General features: G+C 72.9%; 15 protein-coding genes. 8 read left to right on the forward strand and 7 right to left on the reverse strand.

What is annotated here, in order from left to right:
• Positions 1 to 40 precede the first annotated feature (40 nt).
• From AB0H82_RS15735 to AB0H82_RS15745, 3 genes are read left to right on the forward strand one after another with little or no spacing between them, the layout of a single operon-like run.
• Positions 41 to 1,297, forward strand: a complete 1,257-nt coding sequence (locus AB0H82_RS15735) for an ABC transporter substrate-binding protein (protein WP_362992892.1) — start codon at positions 41 to 43, stop codon at positions 1,295 to 1,297.
• Between the two features lie 12 nt (positions 1,298 to 1,309).
• Positions 1,310 to 4,045 (forward strand): ATP-binding cassette domain-containing protein, encoded by a 2,736-nt coding sequence (locus tag AB0H82_RS15740; RefSeq protein ID WP_362992894.1) that lies wholly within the window; start codon positions 1,310 to 1,312, stop codon positions 4,043 to 4,045.
• The gene (locus tag AB0H82_RS15745; protein WP_362992896.1) at positions 4,042 to 4,833 is read left to right on the forward strand and encodes an ABC transporter ATP-binding protein; all 792 of its coding nucleotides are present in this window, start codon (positions 4,042 to 4,044) and stop codon (positions 4,831 to 4,833) included. Before AB0H82_RS15740 ends, AB0H82_RS15745 begins: the two co-directional genes overlap by 4 nt.
• Here the strand turns inward: AB0H82_RS15745 and AB0H82_RS15750 are convergent.
• Positions 4,794 to 5,882: a CocE/NonD family hydrolase gene (locus AB0H82_RS15750; RefSeq protein ID WP_362992898.1), complete on the reverse strand. Its 1,089-nt coding sequence runs from the start codon at positions 5,880 to 5,882 to the stop codon at positions 4,794 to 4,796. The genes AB0H82_RS15745 and AB0H82_RS15750 overlap by 40 nt on opposite strands.
• Positions 5,883 to 6,000: 118 nt before the next feature.
• Here AB0H82_RS15750 and AB0H82_RS15755 point away from each other — a divergent pair, with 118 nt between their 5' ends.
• The 3 genes from AB0H82_RS15755 (at position 6,001) to AB0H82_RS15765 (ending at position 8,545) form a co-directional block, all read left to right on the forward strand.
• On the forward strand, positions 6,001 to 6,648 hold the full coding sequence (locus tag AB0H82_RS15755; protein ID WP_362993116.1) for a GNAT family N-acetyltransferase: 648 nt from the start codon (positions 6,001 to 6,003) through the stop codon (positions 6,646 to 6,648).
• Positions 6,645 to 7,595, forward strand: a complete 951-nt coding sequence (locus AB0H82_RS15760) for a PaaX family transcriptional regulator C-terminal domain-containing protein (RefSeq protein WP_362992900.1) — start codon at positions 6,645 to 6,647, stop codon at positions 7,593 to 7,595. Before AB0H82_RS15755 ends, AB0H82_RS15760 begins: the two co-directional genes overlap by 4 nt.
• Before the next feature lie 77 nt (positions 7,596 to 7,672).
• On the forward strand, positions 7,673 to 8,545 hold the full coding sequence (locus AB0H82_RS15765; protein ID WP_362992902.1) for an aldo/keto reductase: 873 nt from the start codon (positions 7,673 to 7,675) through the stop codon (positions 8,543 to 8,545).
• A 46-nt stretch (positions 8,546 to 8,591) separates the two neighbouring features.
• On the opposite strand, the gene AB0H82_RS15770 is transcribed toward AB0H82_RS15765, so the two are convergent.
• Both AB0H82_RS15770 and AB0H82_RS15775 read right to left on the reverse strand, forming a co-directional pair.
• A complete protein-coding gene (locus tag AB0H82_RS15770; protein WP_362992904.1) occupies positions 8,592 to 8,984 on the reverse strand; it encodes a CU044_2847 family protein in 393 nt (130 codons plus the stop codon).
• Between the two features lie 52 nt (positions 8,985 to 9,036).
• Positions 9,037 to 12,732, reverse strand: a complete 3,696-nt coding sequence (locus AB0H82_RS15775; protein WP_362992906.1) for a WD40 repeat domain-containing protein — start codon at positions 12,730 to 12,732, stop codon at positions 9,037 to 9,039.
• 387 nt (positions 12,733 to 13,119) lie between these two features.
• Here AB0H82_RS15775 and AB0H82_RS15780 point away from each other — a divergent pair, with 387 nt between their 5' ends.
• The gene (locus tag AB0H82_RS15780) at positions 13,120 to 14,439 is read left to right on the forward strand and encodes a glycosyltransferase family 39 protein (protein ID WP_362992908.1); all 1,320 of its coding nucleotides are present in this window, start codon (positions 13,120 to 13,122) and stop codon (positions 14,437 to 14,439) included.
• 23 nt (positions 14,440 to 14,462) lie between these two features.
• Here AB0H82_RS15780 and AB0H82_RS15785 read toward each other — a convergent pair whose 3' ends face one another.
• From AB0H82_RS15785 to AB0H82_RS15795, 3 genes are all read right to left on the reverse strand, one after another.
• A complete protein-coding gene (locus AB0H82_RS15785; RefSeq protein WP_362992910.1) occupies positions 14,463 to 15,389 on the reverse strand; it encodes a class I SAM-dependent methyltransferase in 927 nt (308 codons plus the stop codon).
• A 148-nt stretch (positions 15,390 to 15,537) separates the two neighbouring features.
• Positions 15,538 to 16,278 (reverse strand): class I SAM-dependent methyltransferase, encoded by a 741-nt coding sequence (locus AB0H82_RS15790; protein WP_362992912.1) that lies wholly within the window; start codon positions 16,276 to 16,278, stop codon positions 15,538 to 15,540.
• A gap of 6 nt (positions 16,279 to 16,284) precedes the next feature.
• On the reverse strand, positions 16,285 to 16,590 hold the full coding sequence (locus tag AB0H82_RS15795) for a 4a-hydroxytetrahydrobiopterin dehydratase (RefSeq protein ID WP_362992914.1): 306 nt from the start codon (positions 16,588 to 16,590) through the stop codon (positions 16,285 to 16,287).
• A gap of 71 nt (positions 16,591 to 16,661) precedes the next feature.
• Here AB0H82_RS15795 and AB0H82_RS15800 point away from each other — a divergent pair, with 71 nt between their 5' ends.
• On the forward strand, positions 16,662 to 17,495 hold the full coding sequence (locus AB0H82_RS15800; protein ID WP_362992916.1) for a helix-turn-helix transcriptional regulator: 834 nt from the start codon (positions 16,662 to 16,664) through the stop codon (positions 17,493 to 17,495).
• Here the strand turns inward: AB0H82_RS15800 and AB0H82_RS15805 are convergent.
• Complete coding sequence (locus AB0H82_RS15805) at positions 17,492 to 17,911, reverse strand: hypothetical protein (RefSeq protein ID WP_362992918.1); 420 nt, start codon at positions 17,909 to 17,911, stop codon at positions 17,492 to 17,494. The genes AB0H82_RS15800 and AB0H82_RS15805 overlap by 4 nt on opposite strands.
• Between the last annotated feature and the right edge of the window lie 114 nt (positions 17,912 to 18,025).

The following is an 18,025-nucleotide window of genomic DNA, read 5'->3' on the forward strand; positions in this document are numbered from 1 at the left end:
GCACACAATCAGCCCCACTTCGACTTCAGGGGGCTCGCCCGTGTCGCGATCGTTCCGCACCATCACCGCCGCCGTCGCGGCCCTGCTGCTCGCCACGTCCTGCAACTCCGCGTCCGACAGCGGCAGTTCCAAGGGGGCGGGCGGCGGCTCCGCGCGGGGCGTGACCGGCGACTCCATCAAGGTCGGCGGCATCGTCTCCATGACGACCGCCAGCGGATACAGCAAGAAGGACACCGATCTGGGCGCGAAGGCCCGCTTCGACCGTGCCAACGCCGAGGGCGGCGTGCACGGCCGGAAGATCGACTACCTGGGTGCGGAGGACGACGGGCAGGACCCCGGCAAGAACCTCGCGGCGGCCCGCAAACTGGTCCAGCGGGAGAAGGTGTTCGCGATCGCGCCGATGAGCTCGGTCACGTTCTCCGGAGCGGACTTCCTGCAGGAACAGAAGGTGCCCACCTTCGGCTGGGGCACCATTCCGCCCTTCTGCGGCCCGACCTACATGTACGGCTTCGGCGGCTGCATGGTGCCGATGCCCGGCGGCACCATCACGCAGAGCTGGCCCGAGGGCCTCAAGAAGGTGATGGGCGGGGCGAAAGGCCGGTCGGTGGCGATCCTCGCCAACGACAACGACGCCGGCACGTTCGCCGTCCGCACCTACAAGCAGAGCTTCGCGGCCGCCGGGTACGAGGTGACGTACGCCAAGTCGACGGTGCCCGCGACATCGGTGCCGAGCGACTGGTCGGCGTACACGAAGGAGATCCTGCGCTCCGACGGCGGCAGGGCGCCGGACGCCGTCGTCTCCGTCATGCAGACCCCGTACAACATCGGTCTCTTCACGGCCGTCAAGCGGGCAGGTTTCAAGGGCGTCCTCACCGACCCCACCGACTACGACCCGGGCCTGCTCGCCAAGAGCGCGACGCGGAAGGCGCTCGACGGCGTGCACGTCCTCCTCTCCTTCCAGCCGTTCGAGCAGGAGAGCGAGGACATGCGGCGGTTCAAGGCGGACATCAGGAAGGCGGCGGGCGAGGAGGTGCCGCTCAACATGCACATGATGACCGGCTACATGTCCGCCGACCTCTTCCTCGCCATCGCGGAGAAGGCGGGCAAGGACCTCACCGTCGCCTCCTTCCAGAAGGCCGCGGACGGCTACTCCGACACCGGCACCATGGTCGGCGACCGGCGGCTGCCCGAGGGCCGGAAGGAGGCGTTCGGCTGCGGCGCCCTCGTACAGCTCAAGGGCGGCACGTACACGGTGTCGTCGCCGTTCGAGTGTTACGAACCGATCCCCTTCAAGTAGGGACAGGCCGCCATGTCGGACCTGCTGGGATTCGTGCTGAGCGGTCTCGTCTCGGGCGCGCTCTACGCCCTCCTCGCCACGGGCCTCGTCCTGTCCTACTCGGCATCGGGCCTCTTCAACTTCGCGCACGGCGCCACCGCCTACCTGTGCGCCCTCGCCTTCCACGAACTGCACTCCGGCTTCGGCTGGCCCGCCGTGCCGACCGCGCTGCTGCTGGTCGCCGGGGTGGCCCCCGCACTCGGCTGGGCCCTCGACCGGCTGATGTTCCGCAAGCTGGCGCGGGTCGGAGAGACCGCGCAGATCGTCGCGACCATCGGCCTGCTCGTCGCGCTGCCCGCGCTCGGCCTGTGGACCGTGGAGCTCCTGGCCGACGCGGGGGCACCGGTCAAACCGGCCGAGAACCAGTTCGGGCTGCCGGGCGTCGGGCCCAGCCCCGCCGCGAGCTGGCAGCTCATGGACGGTGTCGGCATCGACTCCGACCAGCTGATCACGTGGGTGGCCACGGCGGTGGTCGCCGTCGGCCTGTGGATCCTGCTGCGCCACACGCCGCTCGGCCTCAGGCTGCGGGCCGCCGTCGACAACCGCTCGCTCGTGGAGCTGCGCGGCATGAGCGCGGACCGGCTCTCCTCGGTGGCGTGGATGCTGTCGTCCGGCCTCGCGGGCCTGGCGGGAGTGCTCGCGACGCCGCTGCTCGGGCTCTCCGCCCACGACTTCACGCTGTTCCTCTTCGTGTCGGCGACGGCCGCCGTGCTCGGCCGCTTCATGTCGGTCCCGCTGGCGTTCGCGGGCGGCCTCGGGCTCGGGGTGCTCCAGAACCTCGTCGCGGGGTACGCGGACTTCGCCGAGAAGATCACCGGTTTCCGTACGGCCGTGCCCTTCGTGATCCTGTTCGCCGGGCTGCTCCTGCTCACGCGGCGGCAGCGGGCGGCGGGCACGGCGGCGGTCGACCCACCGCCCGTCGACTATCTCGCGGGCCTGTCGTGGGCCCGCAGATGGGGGCCGTGGGCAGTGGCGGCGGCGCTCCTCGCCCTCGCGTTCTACACGGTCACGACCCCCTTCTGGAGCGGCATCCTCGCCCAGGGGCTCGCGATCTCCCTGGTCTTCATCTCCTTCACCGTGGTGACGGGACTCGGCGCGATGGTGTCCCTCGCACAGGCCACCTTCGTCACCGGGGCCGCGCTGGTCGCCGGGCTCCTGATGAGCCACGGCTGGCCGTTCTTCGCGGCGGCGCTGGTCGGGACGTGCGCGGCGGCGCTCCTCGGTGCGCTCGTGGCGCTGCCCGCGCTGCGGCTCGGCGGGCGCTCGCTGGCCCTCGCCACGCTGGCGCTCGCCTTCCTCGCCGACCAAGTCCTCTTCCAGATGGGGTGGTTGCGGAACGGCGACACCGGCTGGGAGATCCCCCGGCCGGTCCTCGGCCCCGTCGACCTCTCGGACGACCGCGCCCTGGGCGTCGCGATGGTCGTCCTCGTCACGGCCGCCGTCGCCGCGCTCGGCGCGCTGCGGAACTCGCCGACGGGGCGCGCCATGCTGGCGGTGCGGTCCGCCCCGGCGGCGGCGATGGCGTCCGGCATCTCCGTGGTCCGCACCAAACTGCTGCTGTTCACGCTGTCGGCGGGGCTCGCGGGGTTCGGCGGTGTGATGTACGCGTCCTTCAACACCCGCATCACAGCGACGGACTTCACCGCGATGACCGGGCTGATCTGGCTTGCGGTGGTGGTCGCCGCGGGGGTGCGCAGACCGCAGTTCGCGGTGGTGGCGGGCCTGGTCTTCGCGATCGTGCCGCATCTGGTGTCGGACTACGTCACGGAGTCCGTGCACCTGCCGGTGATCCTGTTCGGCCTCGCGGGGCTGGCGCTGGCGAACGATCCGGACGGCTACTGCGCGGCGGTGTCGGTGCGGAGGTACCGGCGGCGGGCGGGTTCGGCTCCTCCGGTGTTCGAGGAGCGGGGGCCGGGGCGGAGCCCCTCCGTGACGGAGTCACGGAGGGGAGAGCCGGGAAGGAACGGGAGCGGAAACGAGGTGTCCGCCGCGCTCGCCCTCCGCGACCTGCACGCCGGGTACGACGGCGCCCCCGTCCTCCACGGAGTGGACCTCACCGTCCGCCCGGGCGAGATCGTCGCGCTGCTCGGCCCGAACGGCGCGGGGAAGTCCACCACGTGCCTCGCCGCGGCGGGGCTGCTCGCGCCCGCGCGGGGCCACGTGTACGTCGCCGGGCGCGACGCCACCCGGGAGAGCGCCGTCCACCGCTCCCACGCCGGTGTCGTCCTCGCCCCCGAGGGCCGCGGCATCTTCCCCGCACTCACCATCGACGAGAACCTCGCCCTGTACCTCGGGGGACGTGACGAACGCGACGCCGTGTACGAGCGGTTCGCGGGGCTCGCGGCGCGGCGCAAGGTCACCGCGGGCTCGCTCTCCGGCGGCGAACAGCAACTCCTCGCGCTCGCCCCGCTGTTGCAGCGCCCGCCGAAGGTGCTGATCGCGGACGAGCCGTCCCTCGGCCTCGCACCCCGCGTGGTCGACGACGTGTTCCGTCTCCTCGTCGAACTCCGGGACGGCGGCGCCGGGTTGCTCCTCGTCGAGGAGAAGGCCGCCGAGATCCTGGGGGTCGCGGACACGGTGGCGTATCTCGCGCAGGGCCGTGTCTCCTGGTGCGGCCCGCGCTCCGAGGTGCGCGCGGACCGGCTGACGGAGGCGTATCTGGGCATGGCGGCGGGCGGGGAGACGGCCGAGGGGGTGGGCACGTCATGAGGGAGTACGTCCTGGAGGCCGAGGGCGTCGGCGTCCGCTTCGGCGGGATCCGTGCCCTGGACGGCGTGGGGCTCGCCGTCCGCCGAGGCGAGATCTGCGGGCTCATCGGCCCCAACGGAGCCGGGAAGACCACGCTGTTCGACGTGCTGTCGGGCATGCGCGGGCCGGACCGGGGCCGGGTGCTGCTCGACGGCCGTGACGTCACGCGCCGCTCCCCCGTGTGGCGCGCGCGGCACGGGATGCGCCGCACGTTCCAGCGGCAGCAGCTCTTCGGGCAGCTCACCGTCGCCGACAACCTCGTCGTCGCGCAGGAGTGGCGGGGCGGTGGCGGCGGGTTCGCCGCCGATCTGCTGGCCGCGCCGACGCGGCGCGCACGCGAGGCCGCGCGGCGGGAGCGGGCCGCGGCGGTGCTGCGCTCGTGCGGCCTCGACGCGCTCGCCGGGCAGTACGCGGGCACGCTGCCGGTCGGGCTGGCCCGCATGGTGGAACTGGCGCGCGCGGTCGCGGACCCGCCCAGGGTGCTGCTCCTGGACGAGCCCGCTTCCGGGATGACGGCCGACGAACGGGACCTGCTGGCGGCCGTCGTCCGCCGGCTCGCGGCCGAGGAGGGCTGCGCGGTGCTGCTCGTGGAGCACAACGTCGCCTTCGTGATGGAGCTCTGCGCCCGTGTCGTCGTCCTCGACCTGGGCCGGGTCCTGGCGCACGGCACGGCGGACGAGGTGCGCGCGGATCCGCGGGTGCGGGACGCCTATCTGGGGACCGGCGACTCCACCGGCTCCGGTGACTGACGCCCGTGGGTCAGCTGCTCGACGAAGCGGCGCTGGCGGGCGAGGAACCCGTCGGCGTACAGGCGTCGGGGGGCGAAGACGGCGGTGAGGGTGAGGCGCGCCTCGGAGTTCTCCACGGCGTGGTCGACCAGTGAGTGGGTGGCGTCGGGGTAGTGCTCCACCGTCAGGGACGCGGACGGCAGGATGCGGCGGTAGGCGGTCTCGGTGTCGGCGACGTCCACGTTGACGTCGTGCCCGGCCAGCACCAGGAGCGTGGGGGTGCCGCGCATGGCGCGCAGGTCCTCGCTCGCATTGGAGCGGTAGTTCTTGGCGATGAACCGCCAGCGGTCGGCGGTCATGCCGTCGGTGTCGGCGACCGCGGCGCGGTACTGCGCGAAGGTCGCGCCCTGCCGCAGCAGGCGCAGGGTCGTCTCGCGCCGTCGCAGTGCCGTGCGCGTCTCGTCCCGGCCGGCGCCGTCCGCGCGCAGTTCGGCGAGGAGGTTGTAGCGCCCCTGCCGCTGCCAGTCGACGGCCGGTGAGACCGCGATGACGAAGCGGAGGGCGCGGTCGCGGGCCGCGACCTTGGGCAGCACCCACCCGGCCTGGCTGGCCCCCCACAGGCCGACGCGCCGGCCGTCGATGTCGGGGCGCCCGCGGGCCCAGGCGATCGCGGCGAGGGTTTCGTCCGCGCGGTCGTCCATGCTCTGGTCCAGCCAGTTCCCCTCGGAGGCGCCGACGCCGGGCTTGCTCAGCGAGAGCGAGGCGTAGCCGGCCTTCGCGAAGGACTCCCACAGAGGCCGGTAGAAGGTGTCGTGGGTGGCGTCGACGGGACCGTCGCCGTGTACGAAGACGACGAGGCCGAACGGGCCTTCGCCCCGCTGCGGCCGCGCCAGGACACCGTCCAGCAGCCGCCCGTCGTGACGCACGGCGACACGCTCCTCCCGTAGCGCGTAAGTGTTCTGCCGGACCGCGACAGCGCCGGCTCCCGCGCCCACCAGCAGTACGGCGGCCAGTGACCACGCGAGGACACGCCATCGGCGCCGCGCGAGCGGCGCGAGCAGTCGTCTCATCTCTCCCCCAAAAACTATCACTATCAATACGTTCGTATTCAGCATGAGCGTAGTAGAGTCGATAGTGCAAGGGCGGGCGCTCCGCCCCTGCCACACGGAAGGGACGCCGATGGAGCCCATGAAGCCGATGGAGCGGATGGAGCCGATGCACAGCCCGGCGATACGGAGGGGCGTGCCCGAGGGCAGCGAGACGCGTGTGGCCGCGCTGTACTGGGAGGCCTTCGGGCGGAAGCTCGGTGCCGCCCTGAACCCGCCGGACAAGGCACGCGCCTTCCTCGCGGCCCACCTCCACCACGACCGGGGCATAGTCGCCCTCGTCGACGGCGAGGTGGCGGGGGTGGCCGGCTACCAACTCGACAAGCGCGGCCTGACCGGCGGCGGCGCGGGCGACGTCCTGTCCGCGTACGGAACCCTGCGCGGACTCCCCCGCCTGCCGCTGCTCGCCCTGATGGAACGGCGTGCCGCCGACGGCGAGCTCGTCATGGACGGCATCGCCGTCGCCTCCGAGCACCGCGGCAAGGGCATCGGCGGCCTCCTGCTGCGCGAGATCGCGGCCGTGGCCACCGAGCACTCCTGCCGGCGCGTCCGTCTCGACGTCATCGACGTCAACCCGCGCGCCCGCGCCCTGTACGAACGGCACGGCTTCGTCGCCGTACGCACCGAGAAGACCCCGTACCTGCGCAGCCTGATGGGCTTCGGCGCCGTCACGACCATGCACCGGCCCGTCACACCGGCCGCCGCGGCGAACCGCCGGGAGGCCCGATGAACACCGCGGCCACGAACACCGCCCCGAACACCCCGGAAGACGCGCAGATCGACGCGGACGGCACCGCCCCCGTCCCCGTCCCTACCCGACTGCTCGTCCACGCCCTGGTCCGCGAGGACGGCACCGTCGACTCCGGTGAGCTGTACGCGGTCGCCGGCCTGCTGGGCATGACCGACCAACAGGTCCGCCTCTGCATCAAGCGGCTCGTCGCCGAGGGCCGCTTCACCCACGAAGGCCGTGGCCGCAAGGCCGTGTTGAGGGCGGTCGCCGACTACACCGGCTCGATCACCCCCGACGTCGCCTACGTCCGCCACGCCTACCGCCAGGACCACGGGCTCGCCGCCTGGGACGGCGTCTGGCACCTCTTCGCCTTCGCCATCCCCGAATCGAGCAGGACGTCCCGCGACACCCTCCGCGACACCCTGCGCCACCTCGGCGCCGCCCCGGTCCAGAGCGGCCTCTACGTCACCCCGAACCCCATCGGGGAACTCGTCGAGGCCCAGGCCCGCCACCTGGACGTCACCCACGCGGTGACCTGCCTCACCAGCACCGACCTGCGCGTCGGGGGCGTCGACCAGCCGCCCGCCCTGGCCGCCGCCCTCTGGCCCCTCGACGACATCGCCGCGCGCCACGACCGCCTCGCCGGCCTCGCCCAGGCGTACCTCGACCGGCTCACCCGGCCGGACGGTCCCACCGGCCCCGAGCGGTTGGCCATGGCGGTCCGGCTCGCCGCGGCCTTCAGCCACGCCATGGAACCGGACCCGCTCCTGCCGCCCGAACTCCTCCCCCGCCCCTGGCCCGGGGCCGACGCCCGCCGCCTCACGGCGGCTTGCTGGACCGCACTCGCCGAGGCCGACCCCCATGCCCCCACCGGGGCGGCGTCCCCCCGCCTGTTCGTCCAGTACGGGGACCTGCTCGCCTCCCTCCCCGAGGGCCTGACGTCCTGACCACCGGGCCGGAGGGACGCGGGCAGCCCATGCCCTTGTAGCGTTCAGGAATGCGGCGCGGCCGCTGATCGTTGACCATGGGGCAGAACACCCGACGACTTAAGGATCGAGAGCTCGTGAGCAAGGTTCCCCCGATCATCCTCAACAACGGCGTCGAGATGCCGCAGCTCGGTTTCGGCGTCTGGCAGGTTCCGGACGACGAGGCCGAGAAGGCCGTCGCGACGGCGCTGGAGGCCGGGTACCGCAGCATCGACACCGCGGCCATCTACGGCAACGAAGAAGGCACGGGCAAGGCGATCGCCGCTTCCGGCGTGGCCCGTGAGGAACTGTTCGTCACGACGAAGCTCTGGAACGCCGACCAGGGCCACGACGCGACGCTGCGCGCCTTCGACACCTCGCTGGAGAAGCTCGGCCTCGACTACGTGGACCTGTACCTGATCCACTGGCCGGTGCCCTCCAAGGACGCGTACGTCGACACGTACAAGGCCTTCGAGAAGATCCACGCCGACGGCCGCGCCAAGTCCATCGGCGTCTCGAACTTCCTGCCCGAGCACCTGGAGCGGCTGACCGGCGAGACGTCGATCGTCCCGGCCGTCAACCAGATCGAGCTGCACCCGCACCTGCAGCAGCGCGCCGCGCGCGAGTTCCACGCCGAGCAGGGCATCGCCACCGAGGCGTGGTCGCCGCTCGGCTCGGGCCGCGGCCTCCTGGAGGTCCCGGCGATCGTCGCCATCGCGCGCAAGCACGGGCGCTCCCCCGCGCAGATCGTGCTGCGCTGGCACATCCAGCTGGGCAACATCGTGATCCCCAAGTCCGTGACGCCGTCGCGGATCAAGGAGAACATCGACGTCTACGGCTTCGAGCTCGACCCCGAGGACATGGCGGCGATCTCCGCGCTGAACGAGGACCGGCGGATCGGCCCGGACCCGGCGACGTTCGACGTGGCCTGACGGCAGGACAGCCCGACAGCGCGACGGACCGTCTCCGCCTCCCCTCTCAGGGCTGGCGGAGGCGGTCCGCCCGCATGGCCGCATCCGCCCCGACCGCCCCGTCCGCCCCCTCCGGCGGGACACGGCGCGACCAGGTCAGCTTCACCGTCAGGTGCCCCTCCGCCGCAGTCCTGGCGATGACGGCGCCTGCCGCGGCGCTGAGCTTGACGCCGAACTCCAGCTCGATCGTGTCGGGGTCGAGCGCGCGGTCCCGAAAGGTCCGCAGCGCGGACAGCGCGGCGCCGCGCACATTCCCCAGCGCCGACTCGAAGCGCCCGTCGACGTCGTGGATCCCGTCGGCCTCACCACGCCGCGACACCGACCGGAACCCGGGGTCCCTGGAGTCCACCTCCACCACGACGGGCCCCTCGTCGGACTCCCAGCGCATCAGTTCGTTCACGTAATGGCTCCCCTCCGTGGCCGGCCGGGTCGGCACTGTCTGGAAGGTAGCGTCAACAGGTCTTCCGGTACCCGGTGTTCGGCAGATAGGTCCGCCATTCCTGACGCGTCAGCCCGCCGCGGGCCCGATCGCACACGCGGTCCGCATCGCGCTCCGCCGCGACGGAGACCCTGCGGACCGTTCCCTCCGCGGTCGTGACGCGCAATTCATCGCCGGCGAAGCCGAGGGCGAGGACGGTGCCGTACGCCCCGGGGATCCGGGCACCGGCGAGGCGCGGGGTGCCCGTCTCCCACACCCGGACGGAGCCTTCGGCATCGGCCGCGGCGAAGTAGCGGCCGTCGGCGGAGAAAGCGACGGGCGGCTCGGGCTCGCCTCCTTCAGGTCCGCCCGCCGAGAGTACGGCGAGGGGGCGGGTCGCCCGGCCGTCCCACAGGGTGAGCCTGCCGTTGTGGTCGGAGACGGCGAGGAAGCGGCCGTCGGGACTGAACGTTCCGGACGTCAGCGCGTCCTCACCGCGCAGAGCGGGTCTCGTACTCCCTGTTTTGAGGTCGACCATCCGGCCGTCCAAGGAGAGGAGTTCACGGCCGCCGGGCGCGACCACCAGCAGACCGGGGAGCCTGCGGTACAGCAGACGCGTGCTGGTCCGCTCACCGACCCGCCATACCTCACCCTTCCACGTGTCGTTGTCCTGGAGCCGGGGCGGGGCTCCCGCGGTGACGGGTGGCCCGACCGCGGGCAGCACCAGGCTCTCCACCCTCGATGCCACGGTCGTCCGGGCCCTCACCTGGCCCAGCCGCAGGTCCCATTGCCGGATCGTCGAGCCCTTCGGTGCGTCGACGCTGTACGCGAGAGTCCCGCTGTCCGGGGAGAACGCCACAGCCAGGCCGTCGCACTCCTCGCACATGCGGCCGGGCAGCGTTCGCAGCACCGTGCCGTCCCGCCCGTCGCGCAGCCGTAACCGGCCCTCCCTCGCGTGGCGTTCCAGCGTGGCGAGGGTGCGGCCGTCCGGGCTGAAGCGGGCCTTGTCGAGGTGGAGCGGCGGTGCTCCGCGCGGCCCTGCCAGGACGTCGCGGACGTCCAAGGTACGGATCACCTTGGTGCTCGCCTGCAGACGGATCACCCCGGCCGCCTCGTCCAGGCGCACTTCCTGCGCCGTCAGCTCGCCCACCGAGTGCCGCAGCAGCGGTGTCTCCGGTGCGGCGGTGCGCCACAGGACCACCTCACCTTCCCCCAGGGCGACCGCCGTGGCGCCGTCGGCGCTGAAGTCCACGCTCGGTTCGTACGCGCCGGGCAGCTTGAGCCTCGGCCGCTCCTCGCCGGTCCTCACGTCCCAGGTCCGTACACCACCCTGCACAGGAACGGCCAGCGCCCGGCCGTCCGGTGTGAAGGAAGCCTCCTGGGCCCCGCAGAAGTTCCGGTCGAGCGCGCGCGGCCACGTCCTGGGGAGGTCGTGCCCCGTGCGTATGTCGCGTACGACAAGAGGACCGTCGTCCCCCGAACAGGTCGCGACGAGTCGGTCGCGGGGGCTCATGACGGAGAAGGGGGAACTGCCCGTTTCCGCTCTCCGGACCGTCGCCACCACCTTGTGCCGTCGTACGTCCCACACCTGGACGTCGCCCCGGTCCTCGTCCTGGACGATGAACATCCGTCCGCTGGGCGCGAATCGGCCGGCCACCCCCGTTCGGCCGTTGGTTCCCAGAGGACGTCCCACCGGCCGTTCGTTCCGCAGGTCCCAGATCTGGAATCCCTTTCGGGTCGACCGCGCGATCAGCCGCCCGTCCGCGCTGACATCCGTGTCGTAGTCGGCCGTGCCGAAAGGACCCGGCCTGTCGTACGTACTGATCCGCCGGTGACCGCTCAGCTCCCGGCGTGTCACCCGCCGCCCGGTGGACGTGGTCAGCAGGCTGCCGTCCGCGCTGAGGAACCGCGCCGTCACGGGCGAGTCCTCCCCGCCCCCGTGGAACGCGTCCTGCTCCCGCTGCGCGGCGGCGGTCCGCACCGCCTCCCGGGTCTCGGGCAGATCCGCGATCCGCCAGGCGGCCACGCTCAACCGCATCGAGGTGACCGGATCGGACGTACGCAGCGACTCCGCGACCCCGGCGATCCGCCGCGCCCGGGACTCGTCCCGCTGCCGCTGACCGTTCCTGTGCTGCTGCCAGGCGACCGCGCCCGCCACCGTCGCGAGACAGACGAGCAGGGCGAGCGCCGAAAGGAGCACGCGGGTGCGGCGCGCGGCGCGGGTCTTCGCCCGTATGCCCTGTTCGTGGGCGGTGATCCCGGCGTTGAGAAACGCGTTCTCGCTCGCGGTCAGCCCGTCCGCACCCCTGCCACCTCTGCCCGCTTCGAACGCCTCCCTCGCCGCCGTGAGCCTCGTGCCCCGGTACAGCGCCCCGGGGTCCCGGTCCAGCTCTTCCCAGGTGTGCGCGGCTTCGGTCAGCGCCCTGTGCAGGCGCAGCCGCTCCCTGTCCTCCTCGATCCAGGCCCGCAGCCGGGGCCAGGCGCCGATCAGCGCCTCGTGCGCGAGATCGACCTTCGTGCCGTCCACGGTCAGGAGGCGTGCCTCGACCAGGCGTTCCAGGACGCCTTCGCAGCCGGGCGGAAGTTCGGAGCGGTCGGCGGGGCGCCGGGTGTCCTGTGTGCCGTCGCCCGGCTCCACCATGCGCAGCAGCAGCGTGCGCGCCCTCACCGCCTCCGTCTCGCTCAGGCGCCCGTAGAGCTCCTCCGCGGTGTGCGCGACGGCGCCGCGCACCCCTCCGATCGCCTCGTACGCCGCCTCTGTCAGCATCCTGCCGCTGCGGCGACGCCACACCTCGCGCAGCGCGTGAGCCATCAGCGGCAGACCACCCGGCTCGTCCGCCACATCGGCGACGACTCGGGCGGTCAAGGAGCGCTCCACCACGAGCTGTTCGGCCGCGGCCGGTCTGACAACGGCCTCGCGCAGGCCGCCCGGAGACATCGGACCGACGAGCAGGTTGGCATCACCCAACGCGTCGGCGAGAGGCCCGTGTTCGGCGCACCGGCCGTAGAAGTCGGCGCGTACCGCGAGGAGCACGCGCAGCCGGGTGCTGGGGTCGCGCGCGGTGAGCAACCCGTCGAGGAAGACGGCCCGTTCGGCCGGGTCATGACAGAGCGAGAAGACCTCCTCGAACTGGTCGACCACGAGCAGCGTGTCACCGTCGCCGTCCGCCGGCGTGAAGAGGTGGTGGTGGGTGCGGGCCGGCCGCTCCCCAGGGGTCAGGAGGCGGATCGCGGCGGGTCGCGCGGGTCCGGTCGACTCTCGTAACGCCGGTATCAGCCCGGCCCGCAGCAAGGACGACTTGCCGCTGCCCGACGCGCCGATCACCGCCGCCACGCGCCGCCGGGCCGTGAGCTCCAGCAGCTCGTGCACGAGGTCGTCGCGGCCGAAGAAGCGTTCACGGTCGCCGGTGCCGAACCGGGCGAGGCCGGGGTAGGGCGACTCGCCCTCGTCCTCGCCTCGTGCCGCGTCCTCCGCCACCGTCTCGTACCAGTACCGCTCCCACTCCTCCGGATCCCCCTCGCAGGCGGCGACGTAGGCGAGCAGGACGGGCAGCGTCGGCAGCCGCTGCCCCGCGGCCGCCGCGGAGAGGGTGGGTGCCGAGTACGGGACGCGCTGCGCCATCGCGCGGTAGGTCGGGGCGCCCGCGTCCACACGGAGTTTGCGGAGTCCGTGCGCGAGGCGCTGGACGGGGCCCGCCGTGGGGTCCAACGGCTTCTCTCGACGCCCCACTCCGACCCCTCCCTCTCGGTACCGGCCGGCGCCCCGGGCAGTGCCCCCGTCAGCGCTTCCGGTCAAGATCCGAAGTCACGCTAGCAATTGATCGGCGCGGCGGGACAGGGCTGCTTAACAATCCGCGCGCCGCTGAACTGGGCCTCACGAGCCCGCTCTTGGGCTCCTCAGGTCCCTTCCGCAGCGCACCCACGGGAGCACGTCATCGCCACCACCCGGCCCGCCCTCTCGGACCACGCCCGGCGCTCCGCGCGGGGCGCCCCGCGCGTCCCGCCGCCCCGCGCCCGCGCGCGGTGGGCGGCCACCGCCCTGCCGGGGCTGCTCCTGTCGCTCGGCCTCGGCCTGTGGGGTGTCCGCCGCGGCGGCGCCATGTGGCGGGACGAGGCGGTGACATACGACGTGTCGCGGCGCGACCTCTCCGATCTCTGGCACACGCTGGGCAACGCGGACGCCGTGCACGGGCTGTACTACCTCTTGATGCACGGCCTGTTCCGGCTCGCGGGCGACGCCGACCCGCTGCTCGTCATGCGGGTCCCCTCCGTTCTCGCCATGAGCGCCGCGGCCGCCGGTGTGGCACTGCTGGGCAGGCGGCTCGCGGGACCGCGTGCGGGACTGCTCGGCGGCCTCGCGTTCGCCGTGCTCCCGCTGATCCAGCGCTTCGCGCAGGAAGGCCGTTCATACGCCGCGGTCTGCGCGCTGGTCGTCTGGGCGACACACGCCCTGCTGGACGCCGTCGCCGCCGATGAGTGTCGTACGAGACGCTTGTGGTGCCGCTACGCCGTACTGATGCTGGTGGCCTGCGTGCTGCACGAGTTCGCGGTGTTCGCCCTTGCCGGGCACGCCCTGGCGGTTCCCCGCGCGGCGCGTCGGAGGTGGGCCACGGCCGCGGGCGCGGTGGTCGTGGGGCTCGCGCCGCTCGCCGTGCTGAGCCGGCAACAGCAAGCACAGGTGCACTGGCTCTCGTTCAGCCCTCGCCCGTACGCGGCGACCCTCGGCGTATGCCTGTTCGGAGTGGGGTGTGCCGAGCTCGTCAGGAGGTGGGCGCCTCGGGATGCGGAGGCGCCGGACGGGCTCGTCCGGGTGGCGCTGCCCCTGCTGGTCGCCCCCACCGGCCTGCTGATGCTTCTCACGCCGATCAAGCCCCTGTTCGTGGACCGCTATGTCCTTTACAGCTGGGCCGGCCTCGCTCTGCTCCTCGGGGCCCTCCTTGACCGGGCCCTGCGCGGTGGCCGCACGCACCGGGCGGTCGCCGCGGTGACCGTGGGGGCCGCTCTCGCCTCGCTGATCCCGTCGGCGGTGCACCTGCGGACCCCCGAGAGCCGCGTCGACAACGGCACCGCCGCCGCGCAGGCCATCCGGACCGCCGGCCGCCCGGGGGACGCGGTGGTGTACCTGCCGTCCCGCCGAAGGGCGTGGACGCTGCCGTCCCCCCGTGCCGTCGAGGGGCTGCGCGACCTGGCTCAGGACCGCGGCCCGGCCGCCTCGCACACTCTGTACGGCACGGAGGTGCCCGCGCACGTCATCCGGGCCCGGATGAGCGAGGAGCCGCGGATCGTCCTGGTCACCGATCCATCGGGCGGGACCGGCGACACGATCGACCGGGAAACGGTGAAACACCTCGTCATCCGGGACCGCTTCAGGAAGTGCCGGTCGTGGCACGCCCGCGGGGCACGCGTCACCCTGTACGCGCGCCCCGGCCGCTGCTGACGCCCGCCGTCCCGCCGTCCCGTCTATCCCCGGGTTTCGTCCTTGACCGCCACATGCACCGTCTGCGCCGACAGCAGGAACAGGTCGGGGCGCCGGTGCAGGCTCTGCGGGTCGGACGTGTCCAGGAGGCGGTCGAACGTGGCGAGGTCGTCCGGGCCCAGGCGTTCCGACTGCATTGCGCGGCGGCGGGTGAACTCTTCCACCACGTGGGCGCGGGCGTCGTCCGAGAGGGGGGCGGGCAGGTCGAGGAGGAAGCTGCGGGTGGCCTCGTAGCGGAGGCCGGCGGCGGTGAGGAGGGCCGGCCAGTCCTCCGTCGCGCCCTTCGAGCCGTCGAGGCCCTCGCGCATCCCGGCGAACCACTCCTCGTCCGCCGCCTCCAGGCGGGAGAGGAGGCCGGGGCGGCCGAAGCCGATGTCGCGGGGGAGGTAGCGGGCGGTCAGGCCGCCCTCCAGGAGGGCGACGGCGCCGCCGGGTGCGAGGCGGTCGGCGAGCGCGGAGAGTGCGGCGCCCTGGTCGCCGACGTGGTGCAGGGACCTGCACAGCCACAGCAGGTCCGCCTCGGGCACGTCGTCGATGGCGTCCGGGAGTGCGGCGCGCACCGTGTCGAAGCGGTCGGTGAGTCCTTCGTCCGCGGCGCGGTCGCGGGCCCGCCGGAGGAGGGCCTCCTCGGGGTCCGCCGCGACGATCCGCGCCTTGGGGTACGCCTCGGCCAGCAGGAAGGAGACGGCGCCCGGGCCGCTGCCGACGTCGACGACGACGCCCGGGTCCGGGACCCAGCGGGTGAGCCAGGACGCCACCTCGCCGTACATCGGCGCTGCGACGCGGGCGTAGCGCTCCAGCATGGTGCCCATGGCCGACCAGTCCATGTCGCCGTCGTGGTTGTGGTCATGGTTGTGGCCATGACTGTGGCTGTGGCCTTGGTTCTCGCCGTGCCCGTCGTGGTGCCCCATCGTGTTGTGCCGCCTTCCGGTTCGCTGCCCTGCCTTCTGCGGGAAGCAGGACTGTGTGGACAGGGCCAGCCTGCTCCCGTTTCCCGGTTTTCGACGAGCGATGTTGCCGCTATCGCAAAAAATTCCGCCCGGGGAGGCCCGGGCACCGTCAACGTCGCTTTCGGTACGCGCGGAGCGTGAAGCGGGGGTCGGGGCGTGGGACGTCCTGGTCAGGGAGCTCCGCGAGCCGGGCGGCGAACCGCGCGGCCAGCGGTCCGTCGGGCGGGATCCGGGTGAACCAGCCGCGTCGCAGGTCGTCGACCGTGGAGCGGGGTGTGCGGCCCTGCCCGTGGCCGCGGAACCGTGCCCGCCCGGCCGGCGTGAGGCCGTGCTCGGCGGCGTAGGCGTCGACGGCCTGGACGCGGTCGACCGCGAGTCGTACCGGGCGCGGCGCGAGCACGGCGTCGATGTCGCTGCGCACGTCGTGCGAGGCGGCCTTGTCCACGGTGGTGACGTACACCCCGCCGGGCCGCAGCACCCGCGCGCACTCGGCGACGACCGACGACGTCTCCTCGGGCCCGGAGAGGAGGTGCAGCAGCCATATGGTGGTGACCGCGTCGAACGAGGCGTCGGGGAAGGGGAGTTGGCGGCTGTCGCCGAGGACGATGGAGCCGGGGACGCGTCCCGCGGCCATCCGCGCCATGCGGTACGCGGCGTCCACCCCGGTCACCCGCAGCCCCGGCCGTTCGGCGAGGCACCGGGTGACCAGGCCGGTTCCGCAGGCGACATCGAGGAGCGCGCCGGCGTCCGCGGGCACGAGGCCGAGGACCGCTTCAGCGGCGGCAGCGGCGCGGGGTTCGCCGCCGCGCGAGGCGTCGTACCGGTCGGCCTCCTTGCTGTAGTCCAGCATCGGCGGTCAGCCGGCTCCGTGGGCGGGCGCCAACTCCTGGACCCTGCGGGCGAGTTCGAAGTCGAGTTCGGTGAGTGCGCCGCCCGCGCTGTGCGTGTGCACGGCGAGCGTGACGGTGTTGTAGCCGAGGGTCAGGTCGGAGTGGTGGCCGAGCTCCTCCTGGGTCCGCGCGATGTGGACGACGAGTCCGGTCGCCGCGAAGTGCGAGCCGAGCCGGTAGGAGCGGGTGAGTCTGCCGTCCTCCAGGGACCAGCCGGGCAGCTCGGCGAGGCGGTCCTCGATCTCCTTCTGCGAGAGCGGTTCGGGGGGCATGGGCCACGCTCCTTCCGTGAAGTCGGTCTTCGCCTCACCCTGCCACAAATTGTTTCGATTACCTTCTACGTATGACAACCGCCGCGCCCGCCAAGGGGAAGAACAACACCGCCGAGCACGCCACCGGAGTGGGTCCTCTGCTGCGCAGCTGGCGCGAGCGGCGCCGGGTGAGCCAGCTGGAGCTGGCCCTGCGCGCCGACTCCTCCGCGCGGCACATCAGCTTCGTCGAGACGGGCCGGTCGCGCCCGAGCGAGGAGTTCCTGCTGCGCCTCGCCGACCATCTCGACGTGCCGGTGCGGGAGCGCAACTCGCTGTTGCTCGCCGCCGGTTACGCGCCTCGGTTCCGGGAGACCCCGCTGGACGACCCCGCCATGGGCACGCTCCGCGAGGGCCTCGAACAGCTCCTGGCCGGCTATGAGCCCTACCCGGCCCTGGTCGTCGACGCGACGTACGACGTCGTCGCGGCGAACCGCGGCATCTCGATGTTGCTCGACGGCCTTCCCGGGCATCTGCTGGCGCCGCCCCTGAACGCGATGCGGCTGACCCTCCACCCGGAGGGCCTGGCGCCGCGGATCCGCAATCTGCGGGAGTGGCGGGGGCACCTGCTGCATCAGATGGAGCGGCAGATCGCGCTGCAGCGCTCGGACGCGCTGCGGGCGGTGTACGAGGAGGTGGCGGCGTACCCGGTGGCGGATCCCGGCGTCGACGCCTTCGAGGCGGGGGCGGAGGTGCCGTACTTCGCGCTGCCCCTGCGGATCGAGCACGACGGGCACGTGCTGTCCTTCATCTCGTCGATCTCGACGTTCAACACCCCGATGGACGTGACGGTCGCCGAGCTGGCCATCGAGACGCTGCTCCCGGCCGACCCGGCGACGTCCAAGTACCTGCAGGCGCACATGTCCTAGGCGTTCGCCCGCAGCGCCGCGTACTGCAGTGCGGCGAAGCCGCCCACGGTCACGGCCTGGAGCGGAATCCAGACCGCTCCCGCCGTGGTGGGCGAGAGCCAGGCGACGAGGGCGACGACACCGGCCACCGCCCAGACGGCGTTCGCCTCGACGACCGCCTGCACGGCCGCCTTCGGCGGACTCTTGCGCGAGGCGAGGTAGCCGACGCCCGCGCCAAACAGGGTGAGGAAGACGCCGAGGCCGAGGAGCAGCCCGGAGTCGACGCCGAGGAAGTCGCCGAGAGGGCCCGAGGCGGCGGCGTACGCGATGCCGTTGCCCGCGGTCACGACCGCGTCCAGGCCGAGGAAGCGGCGCAGCATCGTGGTCGGGTCGGTGGTGCGGGCGAGCGTGGCGAGCGGGTACGTGGACGTGGTCATGGCGGGTGCCTCCCAGGGGGACGGTTCGGTGCCGGGTCCGGTCCGGAGTGCACCGGACCGTTTCGGGTGCCGGATCCGGTCCGGAGTGCGCCGGACCGGATCCGGTGACATCAC

It is taken from the genome of Streptomyces sp. NPDC050732, from assembly GCF_040654255.1.
Lineage (GTDB): Bacteria > Actinomycetota > Actinomycetes > Streptomycetales > Streptomycetaceae > Streptomyces.

Bases quoted from the DNA above. Each gene is read 5' to 3' on its own strand.
- AB0H82_RS15750 (WP_362992898.1), bottom strand. From the start codon at position 5,882: ATGAGACGACTGCTCGCGCCGCTCGCGCGGCGCCGATGGCGTGTCCTC.
- AB0H82_RS15800 (WP_362992916.1), top strand. From the start codon at position 16,662: ATGACAACCGCCGCGCCCGCCAAGGGGAAGAACAACACCGCCGAGCAC.
- AB0H82_RS15745 (WP_362992896.1), top strand. From the start codon at position 4,042: ATGAGGGAGTACGTCCTGGAGGCCGAGGGCGTCGGCGTCCGCTTCGGC.
- AB0H82_RS15765 (WP_362992902.1), top strand. From the start codon at position 7,673: ATGGGGCAGAACACCCGACGACTTAAGGATCGAGAGCTCGTGAGCAAG.
- AB0H82_RS15795 (WP_362992914.1), bottom strand. From the start codon at position 16,590: ATGCCCCCCGAACCGCTCTCGCAGAAGGAGATCGAGGACCGCCTCGCC.
- AB0H82_RS15785 (WP_362992910.1), bottom strand. From the start codon at position 15,389: ATGGGGCACCACGACGGGCACGGCGAGAACCAAGGCCACAGCCACAGT.
- AB0H82_RS15755 (WP_362993116.1), top strand. From the start codon at position 6,001: ATGAAGCCGATGGAGCGGATGGAGCCGATGCACAGCCCGGCGATACGG.
- AB0H82_RS15805 (WP_362992918.1), bottom strand. From the start codon at position 17,911: ATGACCACGTCCACGTACCCGCTCGCCACGCTCGCCCGCACCACCGAC.
- AB0H82_RS15790 (WP_362992912.1), bottom strand. From the start codon at position 16,278: ATGCTGGACTACAGCAAGGAGGCCGACCGGTACGACGCCTCGCGCGGC.
- AB0H82_RS15760 (WP_362992900.1), top strand. From the start codon at position 6,645: ATGAACACCGCGGCCACGAACACCGCCCCGAACACCCCGGAAGACGCG.
- AB0H82_RS15740 (WP_362992894.1), top strand. From the start codon at position 1,310: ATGTCGGACCTGCTGGGATTCGTGCTGAGCGGTCTCGTCTCGGGCGCG.